This is a genomic window from Mitsuaria sp. GD03876 (genome assembly GCF_029840635.1).
Lineage (GTDB): Bacteria > Pseudomonadota > Gammaproteobacteria > Burkholderiales > Burkholderiaceae_C > Roseateles.
Genome location: NZ_JAOCCU010000009.1, coordinates 132,182 through 153,825 on the forward strand (window position 1 = coordinate 132,182; position 21,644 = coordinate 153,825).

Consider the following 21,644-nt stretch of genomic DNA (forward strand, 5'->3'; position numbering starts at 1 on the left):
CCTGCGCCTAGACTGCGCCCCGACACGAAACCACCGAGGGAACCTCGCCATGACCACCCGCTCCATCCGTCCCGTCGCCCTGCTGCTGGCCGCCGCCGCCGCCGTGCTGTCCACCGGCTGCGTGATCGCCCCGAACTCCACCGAAGCCAATACGCAGCGCATGGACGACGTGCGCAAGATGAGCGAGCAGGCCACCGCCACCTGCGGCGCGGGCAACGTCAAGGAAGTGAACTCGAAGAGCTTCACCTGCAAGTGAGCGGTCCCTGAGCCGGCCATGAGCCGCCCTTGAGCCGCTCATGAGCGGCCGCTTGCCCGGCGTCGAGCCGGGCGGCGGCACCTGCTGACAGGACTGGACGCGCGGCCCCTCGAGGGCCGCGTATCGTTTCCGCTTGCCAACAACGCGGGAGACGACATGACCACCGAACGAGCGGAGCGGCCACTGGCCGGACGCGTGGCCGTGGTGACCGGCGGGAGCCGGGGCGCTGGCCGGGGCATCGCGCTGGAACTGGGCGCCGCCGGCGCGACGGTCTACGTGACCGGCCGCAGCACGCGGGCCGAGCCGGCGACGCAGTACGGCCAGCTGCAGGCCAAGGCGAAGCTCGCGGCGATCCCGGGATCGATCGACGACACCGCCGACGAGGTGACCCGGCTCGGCGGCCGTGGCATCGCCGCGCGCTGCGACCACACCGACGAGGCGCAGGTGACGGCGCTGTTCCAGCGCGTGCAGGCGGAGCAGGGCGGCCTGGACCTGCTCGTCAACAACGCCTGGGGCGGCCATGAGGTGTTCAGCGGCGTCTTCGACGCGCCGTTCTGGGAGCGCTCGATGGACGAATGGGACGCGATGCTGGACCGCGGCGCGCGCAACCACCTGCTGGCCAGCCGCGCGGCGGCGCCGCTGCTGATCGCGCGCGGCCGCGGGCTGATCGTCACCACCACCTTCTGGGACCGCGACCGCTACCTGAAGGGCAATGTGATCTACGACCTGGCCAAGGCGACGATGACGCGCCTGGCCGGCGGCATGGCGCAGGACCTGAAGCCGCACGGCGTCGCCTCGGTGGCGGTGTCGCCGGGGTGGATGCGGACCGAGTTCGTCCTCGCCGGCCATCACACCGACGAGGACCGGTGGCGCGAGCGCCCCGAGCTCGCCGGCACCGAATCGCCGCGCTACGTGGGTCGCGCGGTGGCGGCGCTGGCCGCGGACCCGGCGATCATGGATCGCACCGGCCGCGTGATGCGCGTCGGCGACCTCGCGGCCGAGTACGGCTTCACCGATGTCGACGGACGCCGCATTCCGCCCTTCGAGTTGGACGCGTCCTGACAGGGGCATTGCGCTTGCGCGATCATCGCGACTCGTCCATCGAGTCCGGATCCGCCGCCATGCCCACGTCCAGCGCGCCCTTCGCTCCGTTTTTCCTCGGCACCCGGTTGCCGCTGATCCAGGCGCCGATGGCCGGCGTGCAGGACGCGCGGCTGGCCATCGCGGTCAGCAACGCGGGCGGGCTGGGATCGCTGCCCGCGGCGATGCTGACGCCGGAGGCGCTGCAGCGCGAATTGAAGGCGTTGCGCGACGGCACCGACAAGCCGTTCAACGTCAACTTCTTCGCCCACACGCCACCGCCGCCCGACGCGGCCCGCGAGGCGCGCTGGCGCGATCGCCTCGGCGCGTACTACGCCGAGTTCGGCATCGACCCCGCGCAGATCCCGGCGGGACCGGGCCGCCAGCCGTTCTCGCCAGAGATCGCCGACCTGGTCGAGCCCTTCCGCCCGCCGGTGGTCAGCTTCCATTTCGGCCTGCCGCCGGCGGACCTGGTCGCGCGGGTGAAAAGCTGGGGCAGCCTGGTGCTGGGCAACGCGACGACCGTCGAGGAGGCGCTCTGGCTCGAGGCGCATGGCGCCGATGGCGTGATCGCGCAGGGCTGGGAAGCGGGTGGCCATCGCGGCCATTTCCTCAGCGACGACCTGACGCGACAGCCCGGCACGATGGCGCTGCTGCCGCAGATCGTGCGCGCGGTGAAGGTGCCGGTGATCGCGGCCGGCGGCATCGCCGACGTGCGCGGCATCCGCGCGGCGCTGGCGCTGGGCGCCTCGGCGGCGCAGCTCGGCACCGCCTTCCTGCTGTGCGACGAAGCCACCACCAGCGCGCCGCATCGCTCGGTGCTGCGCGACCCGGCGCACCACCACACGGCGGTGACCAACCTCTTCACCGGCCGCCCGGCGCGGGGCATCGTCAATCGCCTGATGCGCGAGGTCGGTCCGCTGAGCGAGGCCGCGCCGCAGTTCCCGCTGGCGACCTCCGGCATCGCGCCCCTGCGGGCTAAGGCGGAGGCGCAGGGCAGCGGCGATTTCTCGCCGCTGTGGGCGGGGCAGAATTTCGCCGCGCTGCGCGAGACCGGCGCCGCGGCGCTGGTGAGCGAGCTCAGCGCCGCGTTCTGACCGCCGCCCTCGTCTTCGCTTTCGCCGTCGCCGTCCCCGTAGCCGTCGCTTTCGCCGACGTCTCGGCCGGCGCGCGCGACGCGGCCTCGATCTCCCGCGCGGCCTCGATCAGCGCGCGCATCTTGGCCTGCTGGCCGGCGCGCCGCGGGAAGTAGAGGAACAGCCCCGGCTCCTCGACGCCGGCGCGCGGCAGCACCTGGCGCAGCGTGCCGGCGCGCAGTTCCTCGCGCACCAGCGGCTCGAACAGGTAGGCGATGCCCAGGCCCAGCAGCGCCAGCTCCTTCGCGTACAGCGAGTCCGTGACCCGCAGCGGCCCCGGCACGGCGACGGCCACCGGCTTGCCCTGCGCCAGCAGGTCCCAGTCGTAGACGGCGCCCGAGGTCACGAAGCGGTAGCCGATGCAGCGGTGATCGGCGAGGTCGGCGATCGTGGCCGGCTCGCCGTGCGCTTCCAGATAGGCGGGCGAGGCCACCAGCGCCACGCGCAGCGGCGGCGTCAGCCGCACCGCCACCATGTCCTGCGCGACGGTGTGGCCCAGGCGCACGCCGGCGTCGAAGCCGGCGGCGACGATGTCGGCCAGCCCGTCGTCGCTGAAGACCTCGACGACCAGGTCGGGATGGCGCGAGGTCAGCACCCGCAGCATCGGCGTGATCGCGATCGGCAAGGCGATGCGCGGCACGTTGAGCCGCAGCAGGCCGGCGACGCGGCCACGTTGGGCGCCGACGTGATCGATGGCCTCGGCGATGCCGTCCAGCGCCGGGCCGAGCGCGGCGACGAAGGCCGCGCCGCTGTCGGTCAACCGGACGCTGCGCGTGGTGCGGGTGAACAGCGGCTCCCCGAGCGCGCGCTCCACCGCCTGCACCGCATGGCTGACCGCCGAGGCGCTCATGCCCAGCGCGTTCGCCGCCGCGGCGAAACCCTGGCGGCGGTGGACTTCGAGGACGATCGGCAGATGAGCGAGCAGCGTGCGGTCCATTCATGCATCGTATCGAACAATGCTTGCGATCAGGACCTCTTTATCGAAAGGTGGCTGGCGGCGACAGTGCAGCCATGCGCCGGGGAAACAACCCCGCACGCAGGCCCTCCGACACCACCGCACAAGGACTTCGCCATGACCGCTTCGACCACTCCCCGCGCCGCCGCCGTCCAGACCTGGCTGATCACCGGCACCTCCAGCGGCCTGGGCCGCGCCTTCGCCCAGCACGCGATCGCCCAGGGCCACCGCGTCGTCGCCACCGCCCGCAAGCCGGAAGCGCTCGCCGACCTGGTCGCGCTGGCGCCGGACCGGGTGCTGGCGCTGCCGCTGGACGTGACGGTCGCCGGCGCGCCGGAAGCCGCCGTCGCCGCCGCGATCGAGCGCTTCGGCCGCATCGACGTGCTGATCAACAACGCCGGGTATGGCGTGTTCGGCGCGCTCGAGGAGACGCCGGACGCCGAGCTGCGCGCCCTCTTCGACACCAACTTCTTCGGCGCGATGGCGGTCACCCGTGCGGTGCTGCCGGCGATGCGGGCGCAGCGCGGCGGCGCGATCGTCAACCTGTCGAGCCTGGGCGGGCAGCTGTCGTTCGGCGGATTCAGCGCCTACTCGGCGACCAAGTTCGCGCTCGAGGGCGCCAGCGAGGCGCTGGCGCAGGAGGTCGCGCCGTTCGGCATCAAGGTGCTGATCGTCGAGCCGGGCCAGTTCCGGACCGAGCTGGCCGGCGGCGCGATGCGCCACATGCCGATCCTGGGCGTCTACGAGGAAGCGATCGGCGCGACGCGCCAGTTCGCCAAGGACATGCACCAGACCCAGCCGGGCGACCCGCGCAAGGCGGCGGCCGCGATCGAGCGGGCGATCGCCGCGCCGGACACGCCGCTGCGGCTGCAACTGGGCGGCGATTCGGTCGACGCCGTGAGGGCGCATGCCCAGGCGCTGCTGGCCGAGATGGCCGCGTGGGAGCCGGTCGCGCGCGGGACCGATTTCGACGCCGCCTGAACCACCCGATCAGCGTGATCGGCATGAGCCGCACGGGCCGCACGGGCCGCATCCACCGGCCGCCTTCGGGCGACCGGCCGGCTTGCCGGCTGGCCGCTTAGGCGCTCTTCAAGGCAGCGGCGCGCCGCGCGCCGCGACGTAGAGCGCGTACCACTCCTCGCGGCTGAGTTGCAGCTTCAGCGCGTCGCCGCAGGCGCGGATGCGGTCCGGGTTGGCCGAGCCGATGACCGGCTGGATGCGGGCCGGATGCTTCATCAGCCAGGCCAGCAGGACGCCTTCGGTGCTGACGCCGTGCCGCTGCGCCAGCTGGTGGACCAGCGCGCGGGCCGCCTCGTCGGCGGGGTCCTGGGCGGTCTCTCCGCTGAAGCGGCCGCGGGCCAGCGCGGCCCAGGCCTGCAGCTGGATGCCGTGCTGCTGGCAGTGCTCCAGCGTGCCGGGCCAGGCCAGCGCGCCGGGACGCGCGGCGGCCTGCCGGTCGTTGAAGCAGCTGCCGGCGTCGATCGGCTCCAGGTGGCCGAGTCCCAGTTCCAGCTGGTTCACCACCAGTGGCTGGTCCAGCGCGCGGCCCAGCCAGGCCATCTGGCCGGCATTCATGTTGGACACGCCGAAGTGGCCGACCTTGCCGGCCGCGCGCAGGCGCTGGAAGGCCTCGGCGATCTCGTCGGGCTGCATCAGCGGATCGGGGCGGTGCAGCAGCAGGATGTCCAGCCGCTCGGTGCCCAGGCGCTTCAGGCTGGCCTCGACCGCCTGGACGATGTAGCCGCCGGACAGGTCGTAGCGGCCGGGGTGCTCGCCGTCGGCGAAGCGAATGCCGCACTTGCTCTGCAGCACGATGCGCCCGCGCAGCGACGGCTTGCGGCGGAACAGCTCGCCGAAGACCGATTCCGCCTTGCCGCGGGTGTAGATGTCGGCGTGGTCGAACAGCGTGATGCCGATCTCCAGCGCGACCTCGACGGCGGCTTGCGCGTGATCGACATGGGCCTCGGTCCAGGGGGAGTCGTCCCAATGGCCGCCCAGGCCCATGCAGCCATAGGCGAGCGGGCTGGCGGACGGGACGTGCTGCTGCAGCGGAAGGGCGTGGCTCATGGCGGAGGAGGGGGCTGATCGGAAATGGACAGCGCGCCCGTCGGGGCGCGCTGCGGAGGATCGCGCCCGGGTGGGCGCGAGGTGCGGGATTGTGGCGCGGCGGACCGGGCGCCGCGTTTCAAGGTGGTTACGCGGCGCCCGGCAGCACGTCGACGCGCCACGCGCTGCCGGCGCGCGAGACCTCCAGCCGCGTGTCGAAGCGCACGTCGAGGAAGCGCTCGATGACCGCGAAGTTGGTGCGGCTGTGCTCGGTCAGCTCGGTGCAGGTGTACGCGGCCGGACGGCCCGATCCCGCCACGGCGAGCGCGAGCGGCAAGGCCAGCTGGTCCGCCAGGTGCGGACCCGCCGCGCCGGCCGAGGCCTCGTAGGCGCGCATCTCCTCGAAGACGGCCCGCGCCACCTCTTCCGCCGAGAGCCCGCGTTCGCCGAAGGCGATGAAGACCTCGGCGAGCTGCTCATGCACCAGCGTCGTCATCACCACGTTGCCGGGGCCCTCGTTCTGGCGCGCCGTGCCGAGGCGCAGCTGCGTGCGGTCCCAGCCGGTCAGGCGCTCCAGCGTCTCGAGCTCGCGTTCCGCGACGCCGCGCGGCAGCGCCGGTGCCAGCGCCTCGGCGAAGGCGTCCTGCAGTTCGCCGCGCGCCAGCAGGTCGAAGGGCTTCAGCCCCTCGGCGGCCGGCGTGATGAGCGCCTCGACCTCGCCGCCGCCGGCGGGGAAGAAGCCGTGGCGGCGCAGCGTCAGGTCCAGCCCCGCGCCCGCGCGCCGCATCAGCGGCGCGAAGCTGCGCTGCAGGAAGTGGAACGGCGGCGCCATCGGGTTGTGCGTGCCGCCGGACAGCTGGATCCGGCTGGGCGCGTCGGCCAGCATCAGCGGCGGCAGGACGGTCTGCAGCACCAGCGTGCAGCTGCCGGCGGTGCCGATGGCGAAGCGGTAGTCGCCGGCATGCACGCGGCCGGGGCGGAACGCCAGCGTCTGCGAGCCGAGCTCGGCGCCGACCACGGTGGCGCCGCAGACCTCCTGCGCGGCCAGCACGCAGGTCAGGTGCTGGCGCATCAGGCCGGGCTTGGCGCGCTTGGCGCGGATGCGCTCGATGCGCAGCGGCGTGCCGGTGCACATCGACAGCGCCAGCGCGGTGCGCAGGATCTGCCCGCCGCCTTCGCCGTGCGAGCCGTCCAGTTCAATCATGTTCTCCCGAGTCTTCATCTCGTTCCGCGAGGCCCGCGGCGGGTGCCGCGGGCTCGCGCCTCTCTCTTGTTTTCCGATGTTGTCTTGCGTGCGCTCGTGCGCTCGCGTGCTTCAGTCCTGGCGGAGCAGCCCGCTCACGGTCAGCGCGAAGGCCAGGCGTTGCCGCAGGGCCGGTGGCAGCGCGGGCGCACTCGATCGCCATTGGCCGCGCAGCTGGCTCGCCAGTGGCTCGGCCGGCGCGGTGACGCCGCGACGGGTGGTGACCTCCCAGAGATCGAGCGCAACCGCCAGCGCCGCCGCGCCGCCGTCGGGCAGCGGCAGCCGCGCCAATTCGAGCAATTCACCGAGCTGCTTCCACAGGTCCCAGTACTGCAGCAGGCGCAGGCCGCGCCGGAACGCTTGCACCTCGCGATGCTCCAGCACCAGGGGCCAGAGTTCCGTTGGCGATGGCGGCGGCACGCCGTGCGCCACCGCGTCCACCGCCACGCGTTGCACGCGAGCCGACGCGTCGCTCAGCGCCCGGCGAAGCCAGCGCTGCTGCGTCTCGCCGGCACTCGCGCCGAGGAGGTGCTGCAGCGCCAGGCCGCGCAAGGTCGCATGCGGGCGCGCCCCGCCGGCCAGCGTCATCAACCGTTCGCAGCGCGCCGTGGTGCCGGCGGGATCGAGCACCGCCAGGACCAGCAGCGCGGGCACGCCGTGATGCGGCGTTCCGACCGGCGACACCAGTTGCGCCTCGGCCAGGAGCCGCACCGGTTCGGTCCGTCCCGCCGCGCGCAGCCGGGCGAGCGCCACGTCCCGCACCGCCGTACGGGGATCGAGGGCCAGCCGCGACGCGTTCGCGAGCCCGATGTCGGGCGCGGTGTCGCAGAGGCGGCGCAGGGCATGCGCGCGCACCGTGCCGGACGGGCTGTCGCAACCCAGGAGCCAGAGCGCGGACCGCGTCGTGGCGCTGGCCAGTTCGTCCACGCGATCCAGCGCCCAGCGTGCCGCGACGACGTCGCCGCCGCGCAGGCGCTCCGCCAGCAGCGCGGTCCGCTGCGCGTCACCGGCGGCGTGCCACAGGTTGGCGTCGAGCCAGCGCCGCACCAGCGGCGGCAGGTCCGGACCGGACTCCTTCAAGCGCTCGACACGCGCCGGCGCCAGCAGGAACGCGGCGATCGCCGCCAGCAGCGGCGCGTGATCGTCACGGCCGCCGCGGAGCACGTCGACCAGCGCCGGCAAGGCCTCGCGCCAGGCGGGGAGGGCGTCGTCGTCGAGGAAGGCGCCGACCGCGGATCTCGCCGCGGACCGCACCTCCGGCACCCAGTCGTTGACGCGCGTCAGCAGACCGGGCAGCGCCTCATGCGCGCGCAGCCGTCCAAGCATGGCCACGGCCTCCTGCCGTTCGTAGCCGCTGCGCGAGGTCAGCCGCGGCAGCCAGGCCGCGGCACCGGGTTCGGCCGGCCTGCCGCCGGCGAACCATTGATTCCATTCCATCTTGTTTCTCCCTGAATCCGGACGCCGCGCCGCGTCCGGCGGGGCGGCGTCCTCAACCCTTCACGCACACCACCTGCTTGAGGGTGTGCACGACTTCCACCAGGTCCTGCTGGGCCGCCATGACCGCGTCGATGTCCTTGTAGGCCATCGGGATCTCGTCGATGACGTCCTTGTCCTTGCGGCACTCGACGCCCTCGGTGGCGGCGCGCTGGTCCTTCAGCGTGAAGCGGCGCTTGGCCTCGGTGCGGCTCATGGTGCGGCCCGCCCCGTGCGAGCAGCTCTCGAAGCTCTCGGGGTTGCCCTTGCCGCGCACGATGTAGCTGCGCGCGCCCATGCTGCCGGGAATGATCCCCATCTGGCCGTTCTTTGCGCTCACCGCGCCCTTGCGGGTCACGAACACGTCCTGGCCGAAGTGGGTCTCCTTCTGCACGTAGTTGTGGTGGCAGTTCACCGCCTCGATGTGGCTCTCGAAACGCTTGCCGATCACCTTCTTCGCGGCGGCGATCACGCGGCGCATCATCACCTCGCGGTTGGTCTCGGCGAACTTCTGCGCCCAGCTCACCGCGCGGACGTAGTCGCCGAAGTACTTCGCGCCTTCCTCGAAATACGCGAGGTTCACGTCGGGCAGGTTGGCCTGGTGCTGCATCGCGTCCTTCTTCGCCAGTTCGATGAACATCGTGCCGATCGCGTTGCCGACGCCGCGCGAGCCCGAATGCAGCATGAACCACACGAAGCCCAGTTCATCCAGGCAGACCTCGATGAAATGGTTCCCGGTGCCCAGCGTGCCCAGGTGCTTGTGGTTGTTGGTGTTCTTCAGCTTCGGGTAGTCGCGGCACAGCTCGGCGAAATCGGGCGCGAGCTCGGACCAGGCCTGGTCCACCGCCTCGGGCGGGTTCTCCCACGCACCGACGTCGCGGCCCTTGGGCGTGCGGCCGTGCGGCACGGCGGCCTCGATCGCCGAACGCAGCGGCGCCAGATTGTCCGGCAGGTCCTCGGCGCGCAGCGTGGTCTTGCAGGCCATCATCCCGCAGCCGATGTCGACGCCGACCGCGGCCGGGATGATCGCCTTCAACGTCGGGATCACCGAGCCCACCGTCGCGCCGATGCCCAGGTGCACGTCGGGCATCGCCGCGATGTGCTTGAACACGACCGGCAGCTTGGCCGCGTTGGCCAGCTGCTGGCGCGCCGCGTCCTCGACCGGCACGCCCTGCGTCCACATCTTCACCGGCACGCCGCCGGCGACTTCCATCTCGTTGTAGTTCTTCATGTGCTTCTCCAGCGGCCGCGCTCGCGGCCTGTCGCTTTCACTGCGACTGATTGTCTCGGCGGTGGTTCTCGAGCTCCGCCACGGCTCCCCGGGGGCGGCACACACGCGCCGCCCCTTCTTCATTGCAACGCTCGTGCCAGCGCGTGCCAGGTCTTGCCTGAAATGAGGCAACCTATTGATCCATATGGGGAAATGAGTTTGGTGGTGCCGGCGGGGCCGCCCTCCATTCATCCGCTCCCATACGTTGCATTAGCGCATTGGATAGAAAACTAGCCAATCAGCTAGTTGGCAACGGGCGCGTGGATAAACTCCGCGCCCATGGACAAGAAGAACGTGGTGATCGGTTACCTCGGCTCGCAACTGGACGGCGGCATGGGCGCGGGCCGCTGGGAGAAGTGGCGGCCGACGATCTCGCTGGTGTCGCAGCCGGACGTGGTCGTGCACCGGCTGGAGCTGTTCCACGCGCCGCAGCACACGGCGCTGGGCCGGCTGCTGCGCGACGACATCGCCAAGATGTCCCCCGAGACCGAGGTCCACCTGGTCGAGATGCCGCTGGCCGACCCGTGGGACTTCGGCGAGGTCTACGCGACGCTCTACGACTGGGTGCGCGGCTACCGCTTCGACCCCGCGCGCGAGCAGTACTGGGCCCACATCACCACCGGCACCCACGTCGCGCAGATCTGCATGTTCCTGATGGTGGAGGCCCGCTTCATCCCCGGCGTGCTGCTGCAGACCTCGCCGCCGCGCAAGCAGCGCGCGGGCGAGCCCGGCGCGATGACGCTGATCGACCTGGACCTGTCGCGCTACGACCGCATCGCGCGGCGCTTCGAGGCGGAGCAGCACGACGCCGTCGCCTTCCTCAAGAGCGGCATCGCCACGCGCAACCGGCGCTTCAACGCGCTGATCGAGGAGATCGAGCGCGTGGCGGTGCACTCCCGCGCGCCGATGCTGCTGGCCGGCCCCACCGGCGCGGGCAAGTCCTTCCTCGCGCGGCGCATGTACGAGCTCAAGCAGGCGCGGCACCAGCTGGCGGGCGACTTCGTCGAGGTCAACTGCGCGACGCTGCGCGGCGACGGCGCGGCGTCCACGCTGTTCGGGCACAAGAAGGGCTCCTTCACCGGCGCGATGGCCGACCGCGCCGGGCTGCTGCGCACCGCCGACCAGGGCCTGCTGTTCCTGGACGAGATCGGCGAGCTGGGCCTGGACGAGCAGGCGATGCTGCTCAAGGCGATCGAGGAGAAGCGCTTCCTGCCGGTGGGCGCCGACAAGGAGGTCGGCAGCGACTTCCAGCTGATCGCCGGCACCAACCGCGACCTGCGGGCCGAGGTCGCGGCGGGGCGCTTCCGCGACGACCTGTTCGCGCGGATCAACCTGTGGACCTACAGCCTGCCGGGCCTGCGCGACCGGCCCGAGGACATCGAGCCCAACGTCGACCACCTGGTGCAGCAGGTCGGGCGCGAGAGCGGCCGCGCGGTGCGTTTCAACGCCGAGGCGAAGGCGCGTTACCTCGGCTTCGCGCAGTCGCCGCGGGCGCCGTGGAGCGGCAACTTCCGCGACCTGTCGGCCTCGGTGACGCGGCTGGTCACGCTGGCCGAGGGCGGCCGCATCGGGCTGCCGCTGGTGGAGGCCGAGATCGCGCGGCTCGAATGGCTGTGGGAGCGCGACACCGGCCGCGGCGGCGGCGCGACGGGTGACGCCGACGGCGAGGCGTTGCTGGCGGCCCTGCTCGATCCGGCCGAGCTGGCGGCGATGGACCTGTTCGACCGGCTGCAGCTCGGCGCCGTGCTGCGGGTCTGCGGCGACGCCACGTCGTTGTCGGAGGCCGGGCGGCGGCTCTTCCAGGCCAGCCGCCAGGCGCGCAGCGTCGTCAACGACGCCGACCGGCTGCGCAAGTACCTGCTGAAGTTCGGGCTCTCCTGGGACCGCGTCGCGGCGCTGCGTTGAGGGTTTCGGGCGCGATACCACAGCCCCCGTTTGGCGGGGCTCAGGGTTCTCGCGAACCGCCCCCGTGCCTCGTACGGCAGCGCGGCTGCTGTGTAAGGAACGGTCACAATCGGCGGTTCCGCCCATGACGTCCGACAGGTCCCCGCTCCCCTTCGCCGACTTCGCGTCCCCGCCGCTTTCGCGCCGGGGCGTCGTCGCGTGGGTGCTCGCCGGCATGGCGATGCTGGCCGCGGGATCGGCCCCGGCGGCGCCTGTCGCGCAGACCGCGCAGGGGACGGCGGCCGCCTCGGGCGCTTCCGCGGCTTCGGCGCGGAAGCCCGCGCCCTCGGCAGCATCCGCATCGGCGGCGAGCGCCGCCTCGCCCGGCGCCGTCGCCGGGGGCGGCGACCTCGCCGACCCGGTGCGCGCCGTCAGCCAATACAAGATCGATCTCTGGCAGACCGAGCAGGGCCTGCCGCTGAACACCGTCCAGGCGCTGCTGCAGTCGCGCGACGGCGGCCTGTGGATCGGCACCGCCGGCGGGCTGGCGCGCTTCGACGGCAAGCGCTTCGTGACCTTTGAGGCGTCGCAATCGCTGGAGGCCGCGTCGCAGCCGATCTTCGCGCTGCTCGAGGACCGGCAGGGCCGGCTCTGGATCGGGCATCCGACCGGCGCCGTCGTCTACGAGCACGGCCGCTTCCGGCCGGCGATCACCAAGGCGCAGGCCGGCGGCCGCCGCATCTGGTCCTTCGCCGAAGGCCGCGACGGCGCCATCTGGGCCGCCGGCGACGGCGGCCTGGTCCGCTGGAAGGAAGGCCAGGTCAAGACCTTCGGTCCCGCCGACGGCCTGCCCACCGCGCGGTTGCGCACCGTCGCCTTCGACACCGCCGGCACGCTGTGGATCGCCACCACCGGCGCCGGCCTGTTCGCGATGACGCCGGACGGCAAGTTCAAGGTCTTCGACGCCTCGACCGGCTTCCCGCATCCGCAGGTGCGTTTCCTGCTGCCGGACCCGGAAGGCGGCATCTGGGCCGCGACCGCGGGCGGCGGGCTGGTGCGCCTGCGCGGCATCGACCGCCCCGACCAACGCATCTACACCACCGCCGACGGCCTGCCCAGCGACCACCTGACCGCGCTGACCCGCGACACCCACGGCGACCTGTGGGTCGGCAGCTGGGGCGCGGGCGTCAGCCGCCTGCGCGACGGGCGCTTCAGCACCGTCTCCACCGGCAGCGGCGCCGGCGGCGGCCTGGCCGGCAGCCAGATCTGGACCCTGATGGCCGACCGCGAGGGCAGCGTCTGGGTCGGCACCTGGGTCGACGGCCTGAACCGGCTGCGCAACCGCGCGTTCACCGTGCTCGGCACGCCGGAAGGGTTGAGCCATGACAACGTCCGCTCGGTCGTCGCCGCGCGCGACGGCGCGATCTGGGCGGCGACCTCCGGCGGCGGCCTGAACCGGCTGCAGGACGGCCGCATCACCACGCTGCGCCAGGCCGACGGCCTGCCCACCGACGAGATCTCCACCCTGCACGAGGCCCGCGACGGCAGCCTGTGGATCGGCACCTACACCGCCGGGCTCGCGCGGCGCCTGCCCGACGGCCGGCTGGAGACCTTCGGCGCCGGCAGCGGGCTGCCCGGCGTCGAGGTGCGCTCGATCTACGAGGACCGTTCCGGCACCTTGTGGGTCGGCACCCGGACGGCGCTGGCGCGCTTCAACGGCACCGGCTTCGACGTCGTCACCGCGCCGGGCCTGCCCAACGAGGGCGTCGCCGCGATCCTGCAGGACCGCGCGGGCGCCTTGTGGTTCGGCACCACCGGCCAGGGCCTGGTGCGCTGGCGCGACGGGCAGGCGCGGCACTACACGACCGCCGACGGCCTGCTGTCCGACTGGATCATCGCGCTCAAGGAGGACGCCCGCGGCGAACTCTGGATCGGCACCAACGGCGAGGGCATCAACCGCCTCAAGGGCGGCCGCGTCGGCGCGATCAAGCCGGCCGACGGCCTGTGGGACGGGCTGTCGCAGGTCTTCCTGGAGGACCGCGCCGGCCAGTTCTGGATCACCTGCAACCGCGGCTTCTACCGCGTCGCGCGCGACGACCTCGACGCCTTCCTCGACGGGCGCGCCAAGCAGGTGCGCAGCGTCGGCTTCGGCCCCGGCGACACGCTGCGCGCGACCAGCTTCGCCGGCAACCTGCAGGCGGCCGGCGCCGTCGACGCGCGCGGCCGCGTCTGGCTGCCGTCGTCGGCGGGGCTGGTCGTCGTCGATCCGGAGCGGCTGCCCGGCGGCGGCGCGCCGCCGGCGGTCCGCATCGAGCAGATCCGCGTCGACGGCGAGCCGCTGCCGGCCGACGGCCAGGCGCTGGACCTGCCGCCGGGCCCGGTGGCGCTGTCGATCAGCCTGGCGGCGTCCACGCTGCGCGAGGCCGACCGCGTGCGCTTCCGCTTCTGGATGGACGGCTTGTCGCGCGGCTGGACCGATGTCGGCAACGACCGCGAGCTGACCTTCCCCGCGCTGTCGCACGGCCAGTACCGGCTGCGGCTGGCGGCCTCCGCCGACGGCCAGCGCTGGCGCGAGGCCGAGACCCCGCTGCCCGTCACCGTGCGGCCGCGTTTCCACGAGACCGGCTGGTTCCACCTGCTGGTGGGGCTGGCCTGCATCGGGCTGTTCGCCGGCGGCGTGATGCTGCGCATGCGCCAGCTGCGCCGCCGCCAGATCGAGATGGAACGCCTGGTGGCGCAGCGTACCGAGGAGTTGCGCCAGGCCAACGAGCACCTGAAGCAGCTGTCCTTCCTGGACGCGCTGACCGGGCTGCCCAACCGGCGCCGCTTCAACGAGGCGGCGGACGAGGAGTGGCGCCGGGCGCGCCGCGCCGGCACCGCGCTGGGGCTGGTGCTGGTCGACGTCGACGCCTTCAAGCGCTACAACGACCAGATGGGCCACCTCAAGGGCGACGAGTGCCTGGCCGCGGTCGGCGCGGTGCTGGGCGCCTCGATCGGCCGGGCGGGCGACCTGGCGGCGCGCTACGGCGGCGAGGAGTTCATCGTCCTGCTGCCGGGCGCGGACCGGGCGGCGGCGCTGCAGATCGCCGAGCACATCCGCGCCGGCATCGAGTCGCTGGCGATGCCGCACCCAGCCTCGCCGGCGGGGCCGGTGGTGACGGTCAGCCTGGGCGTCGCGGCCTGCGTGCCCGACGAGGAACGCACGCTGGAGAGCCTCATCGCCGAGGCCGACGACGCGTTGTACGCGGCCAAGCGCGAAGGCCGCAACCGCGTGCGCTGAACAGGATTTCATTCCCGTGAAGCGGGCGACGGTGTACAACCACGGACACCGCGTCACCCGTGTCCGTGCGCGTTCCTCCTCCCCGCGCGCCTCGATCCGGCTTCCAGCGTCCGTCCGTTGCCGACCATGCCGCCGACCATGCCGACCTCGCAGACCGTTCGCCAGCACAAGGGCCGCACCTACGTCCTCGATGCGCTCGGGCAGGGCCCCGGGCCGTGGCGAGGGCGTTTCGTCGTCAAGGGAGAGGAGGACGGCCACCTGGGCACCGCCTGGCATGAACTCGAGGACGAGTTCACCTCCCCCGACGAGGCCGTCGACCATGCCGACCGCGTGGCGCGCCAGTACATCGCCACCTTTGCGGAACAAGCGTGAGCAAACCTGAGCGTGCGCCGCCGGGCCAAGCCGCGTGCCCGGCCACGCGGGCGCGCCGGCTCCGCCTCGGCCACGCCCGCCGCGCGGGCCCTTCCTGAGCCGCGCGGGCAATGGCGCGGGCCGCGGGCCCGTGGGCATCGAGCTTGCCCACGCCGCTGCGCCCATGGGTCCGGTGACATTCCACCCGGCCCGCGCATTGCCCCGTTCCGGGACTGACCGTGGGCTTTCAGGGAGAAAAGAACATGCCGACGCTGTCCAACTTCAAGATCGGAACCCGGCTGGCCGCCGCGTTCGCGGTCGTCATCCTGCTGCTGCTGCTGGTCCTGGCGGTGGCGGTCTCGGTGCTCAACCGCACCAGCGACACCATGGACCGGCTGGTCGACGATCGCTACGCGCAGATCTCGATCAGCGACGACATCAAGAATGTCGGGGACCAGGGTGTCATCGTCATCGGGCGGCTGCTGATGGCCACCGATCCGGCGCAGGTCAAGCGCTACATGGACGAGTACGCCGCGGTGCGCGCCGCCAACACCGAGAACTTCGCCAAGTTCGAGAAGCTGCTCCACACCGACGAGGGCAAGGCCATCTTCGCCGAGCAGTCCGAGGCGCGGAAGGCGTACGGCGTCGCGGTGCGCAAGCTCTTCGACCTCATCGCCGCCGGCCAGCGCGAGGCGGCCATGGCCGTCTACCAGGGCGACATGGCGCAGCTGCAGGTGCGCTACTACGCGCTGATCGACAAGATGGTGGATTACCAGGCCAAGGCGATGAGCGACGACGTCGCGCGCGCCAAGGACGACGCGCGCCTGTCCAAGCTGTGGATGGGCGTGGTGGCGGCGATCGCGGTGCTGCTGGGCGTCGCCACGGCGTACAGCATCACGCGCTCGATCACGCTGCGCATCCACGGCGCGATCGGGTTGGCGGAGGACGTCGCCCGGGGCGACCTCACGCCGCGCGACATGCCGCAGAGCAGCGACGAGATCGGCCGCCTGATCGCCGCGCTGCAGCACATGGTGCGCAGCCTGCACCGCATCGTCTCCGAGGTGCGGCAGGGCGCGGACACGATCTCGGCGGCGGCGCGCGAGGTCGCGCAGGGCAACGCCGACCTGTCGGCGCGCACCGAGGCGCAGGCCAGCGCGCTGCAGCAGACCGCCTCGGCGATGGAGCAGCTGACCGCGGCGGTGCGCATGAGCGCCGACAACGCCGACCAGGCCAACGCCAGCGCGGCGTCGGCCTCCGAGGTCGCCAGCGCCGGCGGCAAGGCGGTGGGCGAGGTCGTCGCGACGATGAGCTCCATCTCCGCGTCCTCGCAGCGCATCGGCGAGATCATCGGCACGATCGACGGCATCGCCTTCCAGACCAACATCCTGGCGCTCAATGCCGCGGTCGAGGCGGCGCGGGCGGGCGAACACGGGCGCGGTTTCGCGGTCGTCGCCTCCGAGGTGCGGGCGCTGGCGCAGCGCTCGGCCAGCGCGGCGCGGGAGATCAAGGGGCTGATCGTCGCCTCGACCGAGCAGGTCGGCGCGGGCAGCCGGCTGGTCGAGCAGGCCGGATCGACGATGACGCAGGTCGTCTCCGGCATCCAGCGCGTCAGCGGCGTCGTGGCCGAGATCAGCGCCTCCAGCCGCGAGCAGAGCATGGGCATCGAGCAGGTCAATGCGGCCATCATGCAGATGGACGACACGACGCAGAAGAACGCCGCGATGGTCGAGCAGAGCACCGCCTCGGCCAAGGCGCTCGAGGACGAGGCGGCCCATCTCAACAACGCGGTACGGGCCTTCGTGCTGTAGCGGGAGCCGCCCATGAACGATCGCATCAAGGAGGGCGCCGCGTCGCCCGGCAATGCCGACCATCGCTGGCGGCCCGAGGTCCTCGCCTTCATCGAGGCCCATCGTCGCGACGGCCATCGCGGCGCGCGGCTCGATCCGCTGGGGCTGTCCCGGCCGGCGGACCTCACGCTGCTCGACCCGCGGCGCTTCGGCCTGCAGCCCGGCGACTGGCTGTCGCCGGCGGGCACGCCGCTGTGGAGCGCGCGCACCGTCGGCGACCTCGACCGCGCGCTCAAGGCCATCTATTGCGGCGGCCTGGCGCTGGACGCCAGCGCGGTGCGCGACGCGACACGGCGCGACTGGCTCTTCCACGAGATGGAGTCCGCGCCGCCCGCGCCGGACGGCGCCGCGCAACGCCTGGCGCTGCTAGAGCGGCTGATCCGCGCGCAGGGCTGGGAGGAGCACGTCGCCCAGGCCTTCCCGCATGCGAAGCGTTTCTCGCTGGAAGGCAACGAGACGCTGATCCCGCTGCTGGACGCGCTCTGCGCGGCGGCGGCCGACCAGGGCGTGCGGCGCATCTTCCTGGGCATGCCGCACCGCGGCCGGGTCAACGTGCTGGTCAACCTGATGGGCGTGGCGCCGGCGCGGGTGCTGGACTACTTCGACCCCAAGTCGCCGCATCCGGAGCTGCACACCGACCTCGTCTACCACCTCGGCGCCGAGCGCGAGCTCGACACGCCCAACGGCCGCGTCACGCTGATGCTGACGCACAACCCCTCGCACCTGCAGAGCGTGCATCCGGTCCTCACCGGCCTTGCGCGCGCCTGCCAGGACGCGCTCAGCCGCGAGCGCGCGGACCAGGACGGCCGGCGGCTGGTGCTGCCGCTGATGCTGCACGGCGACGCGGCCTTCGCGGGGCAGGGCGTGGTCATGGAGACGCTGATGCTGGGCAACAAGCCGGGCTACACCGTCGGCGGCACGGTGCACGTGATCATCAACAACCAGGTCGGTTTCACCGAGCCCAACCCGATGAGCGCCTGGCCGGCGCAGTACTGCACCGACGTCACCCGCATGGTCGACGCGCCGGTCCTGCGCGTGAACGCCGACGAGCCCGAGCAGGCGCTGCGCGCCGCCGCGATCGCGCTGGCCTGGCGCGCGCGCTTCGGCAGCGACATCGTCATCGACCTGATCGGCTACCGGCGGCTGGGGCATTCGGAAAGCGACGTGCCGGCGCTCACGCGGCCCCGCATCCACGCGCTCATGCAGACGCATCCGACCATCGTCGACCGCTACGCCGCCGCGCTGCGCGCCGACGGCGTGGTGCCGCCCGACACCGACATGGCCTCGCACGTCACGCATGGACGCGTGCGGGCGCACCAGGCCTTCGCGGACCCGGCGATCCCGGACGACGACGACGGCCCCACGCCCTTGCGCCGCCCCGGCGAGGTGCCGGCCATCGATGCCGCGGGCATCCAGGCGCTGATCGGGCCGATGACGGCCTGGCCCGAGCGCTTCGAGCCGCACGCGATGGTGCGCACGCTGGCGGAGCACTGGCGGCGCATGGCCGGCCTTGCCGAGCCGCCGCTGCCGGCGGACTGGTGCTTCGCGGAGAACCTCGCCTACGCGACGATCCTGCGCGGCGGGCTGAACGTGCGCGTCTCCGGCATGGACGTGCGGCGCGGCACCTTCCTGCATCGCCAGGCGGTGTGGACCTCGCAGGACACGGCGGCGGCCGACGGCGCGCCGATGGACTTCGTGCCGCTGCGCCAGGTGGCCAACGGCAGCGGGGACGCGGGCCGCTTCGACATCTTCAACTCGCCGCTGTCGGAGGAGGCGGTGCTCGGTTTCGAGTACGGCTACAGCGTCGGCGCGGCCCGCACGCTGACCGTGTGGGAGGCGCAGTTCGGCGACTTCGTCAACGGCGCGCAGGTCTTCGTCGACCAGTACATCAGCTCGGGCGAGGAGAAGTGGGGCGACACCTCCTCGCTGGCGGTGCTCCTGCCGCATGGCAACGAGGGCATCGGGCCGGACCACTCCAGTGGCTACCTCAGCCGCTTCCTGCAGCTGTGCGGCGAGGACAACCTGCGCGTCGCCTGTCCGTCGACGGCGGCGCAGTGGTTCCACCTGCTGCGACGCCAGGCCTTCGACACCTTGCGCAAGCCGCTGATCGTCATGTCGCCCAAGGGCACGCTGTACTGGGAGAAGGCGTCGCACGCGTCGATCGGCGACCTCACCGGCGGGCGTTTCCAGACCGTCATCGACGATGCCGCGGTCGAGTCGCCGCGGCAGGTCGAGCGCCTGCTGCTGTGCAGCGGCAAGGTGTATTACGACCTGGAGCGGGGCCGGCGGTCGGTGGCGCGGGCGGACCTGGCGCTGGCGCGCATCGAGCAGTTCTATCCGTTCCCCGAGGAGGAACTGGTGGCGCTGCTGGCGCGGTATCCGTCGCTGGTGGAGATCACCTGGGTGCAGGAGGAGCACCGCCAGCAGGGCGCGTGGTCCTTCATCCGCGAGCAGATGGAGGCGGTGATGCCGCCGCATGCGCGGCTGCGCTGCGTGGCGCGTCGCGCCAACGGCTGCGGCGCGACCTCCTCGCATGCCCTCCATCAGCTCGAGCAGGTGGAACTCGTCGCGCGAGCCCTCGGCGAAGCCTGACAAAGGCCCGAACACCAGGGCCCGCATACCCAGGCCCGCATCCCCGGGCCCGAACACCAAGGCCCGATGTCAGCGAGTGCTTGTGGGGCCGGAATGATGCTGGGGGTTCCCGGAGGGACGCCCCCTGCATCGTGAAGAGCCCGCGCCTGGCATCCCGAGGTCAAGCGACCGTGGCAGACGCGCCTCTTTCACTGCCCGAGCGAATCGGTGCGCCGCCAGCTCGACCCGCTCCCTCGCCCCTGCGCTTGAGGCCGGCCGAGTTGCATGATTTCGATGGCATGGCAGGCCGCCTCGGTGGCGTAGGTGAGCGCTTCGTTCTCGGTCGCCCAGGCCGTGTCGACGGGAGGATGGACGACGTCTTGAGCGCCTGCCTGCGGAGCCTCCATTTCTCCCTCCGGTTCGAGCTGATTCCCGAAGGCGTCGTTCGCGGCCGGGCCGCCGCCGAGGAAGTCGTGGTCGGAGGCGTCGCTGCGGCGCCGTCCGGCGTCGAGCAGTTGGTAGTGGCCGAGGTAGGCGCCTCCGGGGGCGGGGGTGGATTCGACGCGGTAGTTGACGCCGCGGTATTGGCCTTCGCGTTGCATGAGGGTTTCTCCTGGAGTTTTCCGCTGGTGCGACGGAGAACCAGCGGCAATCGCCTTGCCCGAGCGACGGCTTGCGGGGGTTTTGGCGACAAACCGGCGGACGGCAGCGGTGTCATGACGGACGGCGTCCGGCACGAGTTCGCAGTTGTGACAACATCGGCGAATTCCGCCCTCCGATCCTCCCAACTTGTCGGTTTCGATCTTGGATGCCCTGCTTGCCCGCTTGACGTCGACCGTCCCCGTCGCCCGGAACCTGGAACAGCTCACCCGGCCCTTGCTGGACATGCTGGGCACGGTCACCGGCCTGGAGTCCACCTACCTGACCACGATCGACCTGCGGGCCGGCCAGCAGCATGTGCTGCTGGCGCGCAACGCGGGCACGATGACGATCCCGGAGGGGTTGACGGTCGCCTGGTCGGACACGCTGTGCAAGCGGGCGCTGGACGCCGGGCGCATGGCCACCAGCGACGTGGCGGACTGCTGGGGCGATTCGGACGCCGCGCGACAGCTCGGCATCCAGACCTATGTGAGCGCGCCGGTGCGCGACGACGGCGGGGAGTTGCTCGGCACGCTGTGTGCTGCGAGCGCCGAGCGCCGCCCGATCGGCCCGGACGCGGAATCGCTGCTGCGCTTGTTCTCGACGCTGGTGAGCCAGTTCCTGCAGCGCGAGCGGCTGGTGGCCGACCTGCGCGCCGCCAACGAGCAGTTGACGACCTACGCGCTGACCGACGCGCTGACCGGCCTGCCGAACCGCCGCGCGCTGTTCGACGAGTTGCAGCGGCAGTTGCAGCGCGCCGCCCGCGACGGCACCTGCGTGCTGCTGGGCTGCATCGACCTGGACGGGTTCAAGGCGGTCAACGACCAGCTGGGCCACCACCGCGGCGACCTGTTCCTGCGCGACATGTCGCAGCGCTTGATGCTGGAGCTGCGCGGCTCCGACATGCTGGCCCGGATGGGCGGCGACGAGTTCGTCGTCGTCGGCCCGGGCGTGAGCCTGGGCGGGATGCCGCGGTCGGCCGGACCGCTGATCGAGCAGGGCGAGCCCGCGCTGGCGGCGCGCACGCTGGAGCAGCGCGCCGCGCTGGCCAGCGTCGGCCGTTTCGAGCTGGACGGGCAGGCGCTGCAGTACGCCGGCGCCAGTGTCGGCGTGGTCGCGCTCGATCCGTCGCGCGTCGGCGCCGAGGAGGCGCTTCAGTTCGCCGACGAGCGCATGTACGAGGTCAAGCGCGCGCGGCGCCGCAGCGTCATCGTGCCGGCGGTGATCTCGCAGGCGGCGGATTGACCCGCGCCGCGGCCGGCGCCGTCAGCGCGGCCGCGCGACCAGCAGCTTCTCGATGAGCAGGTCCACGTCCACCGGCTTGGCCAGGTGGTCGTCGAAGCCCGCGGCGATCGCCGCGTCGCGGTCCTGCAGCGTCGCCAGGCCCGTCAGCGCGACCGCGTACAGCGGCGTTTCCTCGCCGTTGGCGCGTTCGCGCTCGCGCAGCCGGCGGATCAGCGCGTAGCCATCTTCGCCGGGCATGGCCACGTCGCTGACCAGCGCCTGTGGCGGCGCGCGGTCCGGCGTGTCGGCGCTCTGGTGCCAGCCGGCCTCGACCGACCCGGCGGTGCGCACGTCGGCGCCGGCCAGCTCGAGCAGATGTCCCAGCGCCT

The 21,644-nt window shown here is 72.4% G+C and carries 17 protein-coding genes; 10 read left to right on the forward strand and 7 right to left on the reverse strand.

Annotated elements, in window-relative coordinates; translation table 11 throughout:
- Positions 1-49 precede the first annotated feature (49 nt).
- The 3 genes from N5D62_RS08025 to N5D62_RS08035 all read left to right on the forward strand — a co-directional run bounded on the left by N5D62_RS08025 (position 50) and on the right by N5D62_RS08035 (position 2,433).
- A complete protein-coding gene (locus tag N5D62_RS08025; RefSeq protein ID WP_279757156.1) occupies positions 50-256 on the forward strand; it encodes a hypothetical protein in 207 nt (68 codons plus the stop codon).
- 156 nt (positions 257-412) lie between these two features.
- Positions 413-1,318 (forward strand): SDR family NAD(P)-dependent oxidoreductase, encoded by a 906-nt coding sequence (locus N5D62_RS08030; RefSeq protein WP_279757157.1) that lies wholly within the window; start codon positions 413-415, stop codon positions 1,316-1,318.
- Positions 1,319-1,377: 59 nt separating this feature from the next.
- Complete coding sequence (locus tag N5D62_RS08035) at positions 1,378-2,433, forward strand: nitronate monooxygenase (protein ID WP_279757158.1); 1,056 nt, start codon at positions 1,378-1,380, stop codon at positions 2,431-2,433.
- Here the strand turns inward: N5D62_RS08035 and N5D62_RS08040 are convergent.
- Complete coding sequence (locus N5D62_RS08040; protein ID WP_279757159.1) at positions 2,417-3,409, reverse strand: LysR family transcriptional regulator; 993 nt, start codon at positions 3,407-3,409, stop codon at positions 2,417-2,419. The genes N5D62_RS08035 and N5D62_RS08040 overlap by 17 nt on opposite strands.
- Positions 3,410-3,544: 135 nt before the next feature.
- On the opposite strand from N5D62_RS08040, the gene N5D62_RS08045 reads away from it, so the two are divergent.
- Positions 3,545-4,408: an oxidoreductase gene (locus N5D62_RS08045; RefSeq protein WP_279757160.1), complete on the forward strand. Its 864-nt coding sequence runs from the start codon at positions 3,545-3,547 to the stop codon at positions 4,406-4,408.
- 108 nt (positions 4,409-4,516) lie between these two features.
- Here the strand turns inward: N5D62_RS08045 and N5D62_RS08050 are convergent, their stop codons facing one another.
- From N5D62_RS08050 to N5D62_RS08065, 4 genes are all read right to left on the reverse strand, one after another.
- Positions 4,517-5,494, reverse strand: coding sequence for an aldo/keto reductase (locus N5D62_RS08050; protein ID WP_279757162.1), 978 nt, complete (start codon positions 5,492-5,494; stop codon positions 4,517-4,519).
- A 127-nt stretch (positions 5,495-5,621) separates the two neighbouring features.
- Positions 5,622-6,677 carry an RNA 3'-terminal phosphate cyclase gene (rtcA, locus tag N5D62_RS08055; protein ID WP_279757164.1) on the reverse strand — a complete coding sequence of 352 codons (1,056 nt, stop codon included), beginning with the start codon at positions 6,675-6,677 and terminating at the stop codon, positions 5,622-5,624.
- A gap of 111 nt (positions 6,678-6,788) precedes the next feature.
- A complete protein-coding gene (locus N5D62_RS08060) occupies positions 6,789-8,153 on the reverse strand; it encodes a HEAT repeat domain-containing protein (RefSeq protein ID WP_279757165.1) in 1,365 nt (454 codons plus the stop codon).
- Between the two features lie 52 nt (positions 8,154-8,205).
- Positions 8,206-9,420, reverse strand: coding sequence for an RtcB family protein (locus tag N5D62_RS08065; protein WP_279757166.1), 1,215 nt, complete (start codon positions 9,418-9,420; stop codon positions 8,206-8,208).
- A 318-nt stretch (positions 9,421-9,738) separates the two neighbouring features.
- Here N5D62_RS08065 and rtcR point away from each other — a divergent pair, with 318 nt between their 5' ends.
- The 5 genes from rtcR to N5D62_RS08090 all read left to right on the forward strand — a co-directional run bounded on the left by rtcR (position 9,739) and on the right by N5D62_RS08090 (position 19,413).
- Complete coding sequence (rtcR, locus tag N5D62_RS08070) at positions 9,739-11,364, forward strand: RNA repair transcriptional activator RtcR (RefSeq protein WP_279757167.1); 1,626 nt, start codon at positions 9,739-9,741, stop codon at positions 11,362-11,364.
- Positions 11,365-11,488: 124 nt separating this feature from the next.
- A complete protein-coding gene (locus N5D62_RS08075; RefSeq protein ID WP_279757168.1) occupies positions 11,489-14,623 on the forward strand; it encodes a two-component regulator propeller domain-containing protein in 3,135 nt (1,044 codons plus the stop codon).
- 126 nt (positions 14,624-14,749) lie between these two features.
- Positions 14,750-14,995, forward strand: coding sequence for a hypothetical protein (locus N5D62_RS08080; protein ID WP_279757169.1), 246 nt, complete (start codon positions 14,750-14,752; stop codon positions 14,993-14,995).
- A 242-nt stretch (positions 14,996-15,237) separates the two neighbouring features.
- The gene (locus tag N5D62_RS08085) at positions 15,238-16,782 is read left to right on the forward strand and encodes a methyl-accepting chemotaxis protein (protein WP_279757170.1); all 1,545 of its coding nucleotides are present in this window, start codon (positions 15,238-15,240) and stop codon (positions 16,780-16,782) included.
- A 12-nt stretch (positions 16,783-16,794) separates the two neighbouring features.
- Entirely contained in the window at positions 16,795-19,413 is a 2,619-nt protein-coding gene (locus N5D62_RS08090) for a 2-oxoglutarate dehydrogenase E1 component (protein ID WP_279757171.1), read from the forward strand.
- 188 nt (positions 19,414-19,601) lie between these two features.
- Here the strand turns inward: N5D62_RS08090 and N5D62_RS08095 are convergent, their stop codons facing one another.
- Complete coding sequence (locus tag N5D62_RS08095) at positions 19,602-19,994, reverse strand: hypothetical protein (protein ID WP_279757172.1); 393 nt, start codon at positions 19,992-19,994, stop codon at positions 19,602-19,604.
- A 202-nt stretch (positions 19,995-20,196) separates the two neighbouring features.
- On the opposite strand from N5D62_RS08095, the gene N5D62_RS08100 reads away from it, so the two are divergent.
- Positions 20,197-21,276: a sensor domain-containing diguanylate cyclase gene (locus tag N5D62_RS08100; RefSeq protein ID WP_279757173.1), complete on the forward strand. Its 1,080-nt coding sequence runs from the start codon at positions 20,197-20,199 to the stop codon at positions 21,274-21,276.
- Between the two features lie 21 nt (positions 21,277-21,297).
- Here N5D62_RS08100 and N5D62_RS08105 read toward each other — a convergent pair.
- Positions 21,298-21,644, reverse strand: a 347-nt coding sequence (locus N5D62_RS08105; RefSeq protein WP_279757174.1) for a response regulator, incomplete at its 5' end; no start/stop codon positions are given.

Coding starts and splice junctions, on each gene's coding strand:
- N5D62_RS08025 (WP_279757156.1), top strand. CDS start 50: ATGACCACCCGCTCCATCCGTCCCGTCGCCCTGCTGCTGGCCGCCGCC.
- N5D62_RS08030 (WP_279757157.1), top strand. CDS start 413: ATGACCACCGAACGAGCGGAGCGGCCACTGGCCGGACGCGTGGCCGTG.
- N5D62_RS08035 (WP_279757158.1), top strand. CDS start 1,378: ATGCCCACGTCCAGCGCGCCCTTCGCTCCGTTTTTCCTCGGCACCCGG.
- N5D62_RS08040 (WP_279757159.1), bottom strand. CDS start 3,409: ATGGACCGCACGCTGCTCGCTCATCTGCCGATCGTCCTCGAAGTCCAC.
- N5D62_RS08045 (WP_279757160.1), top strand. CDS start 3,545: ATGACCGCTTCGACCACTCCCCGCGCCGCCGCCGTCCAGACCTGGCTG.
- N5D62_RS08050 (WP_279757162.1), bottom strand. CDS start 5,494: ATGAGCCACGCCCTTCCGCTGCAGCAGCACGTCCCGTCCGCCAGCCCG.
- rtcA (WP_279757164.1), bottom strand. CDS start 6,677: ATGATTGAACTGGACGGCTCGCACGGCGAAGGCGGCGGGCAGATCCTG.
- N5D62_RS08060 (WP_279757165.1), bottom strand. CDS start 8,153: ATGGAATGGAATCAATGGTTCGCCGGCGGCAGGCCGGCCGAACCCGGT.
- N5D62_RS08065 (WP_279757166.1), bottom strand. CDS start 9,420: ATGAAGAACTACAACGAGATGGAAGTCGCCGGCGGCGTGCCGGTGAAG.
- rtcR (WP_279757167.1), top strand. CDS start 9,739: ATGGACAAGAAGAACGTGGTGATCGGTTACCTCGGCTCGCAACTGGAC.
- N5D62_RS08075 (WP_279757168.1), top strand. CDS start 11,489: ATGACGTCCGACAGGTCCCCGCTCCCCTTCGCCGACTTCGCGTCCCCG.
- N5D62_RS08080 (WP_279757169.1), top strand. CDS start 14,750: ATGCCGCCGACCATGCCGACCTCGCAGACCGTTCGCCAGCACAAGGGC.
- N5D62_RS08085 (WP_279757170.1), top strand. CDS start 15,238: ATGCCGACGCTGTCCAACTTCAAGATCGGAACCCGGCTGGCCGCCGCG.
- N5D62_RS08090 (WP_279757171.1), top strand. CDS start 16,795: ATGAACGATCGCATCAAGGAGGGCGCCGCGTCGCCCGGCAATGCCGAC.
- N5D62_RS08095 (WP_279757172.1), bottom strand. CDS start 19,994: ATGCAACGCGAAGGCCAATACCGCGGCGTCAACTACCGCGTCGAATCC.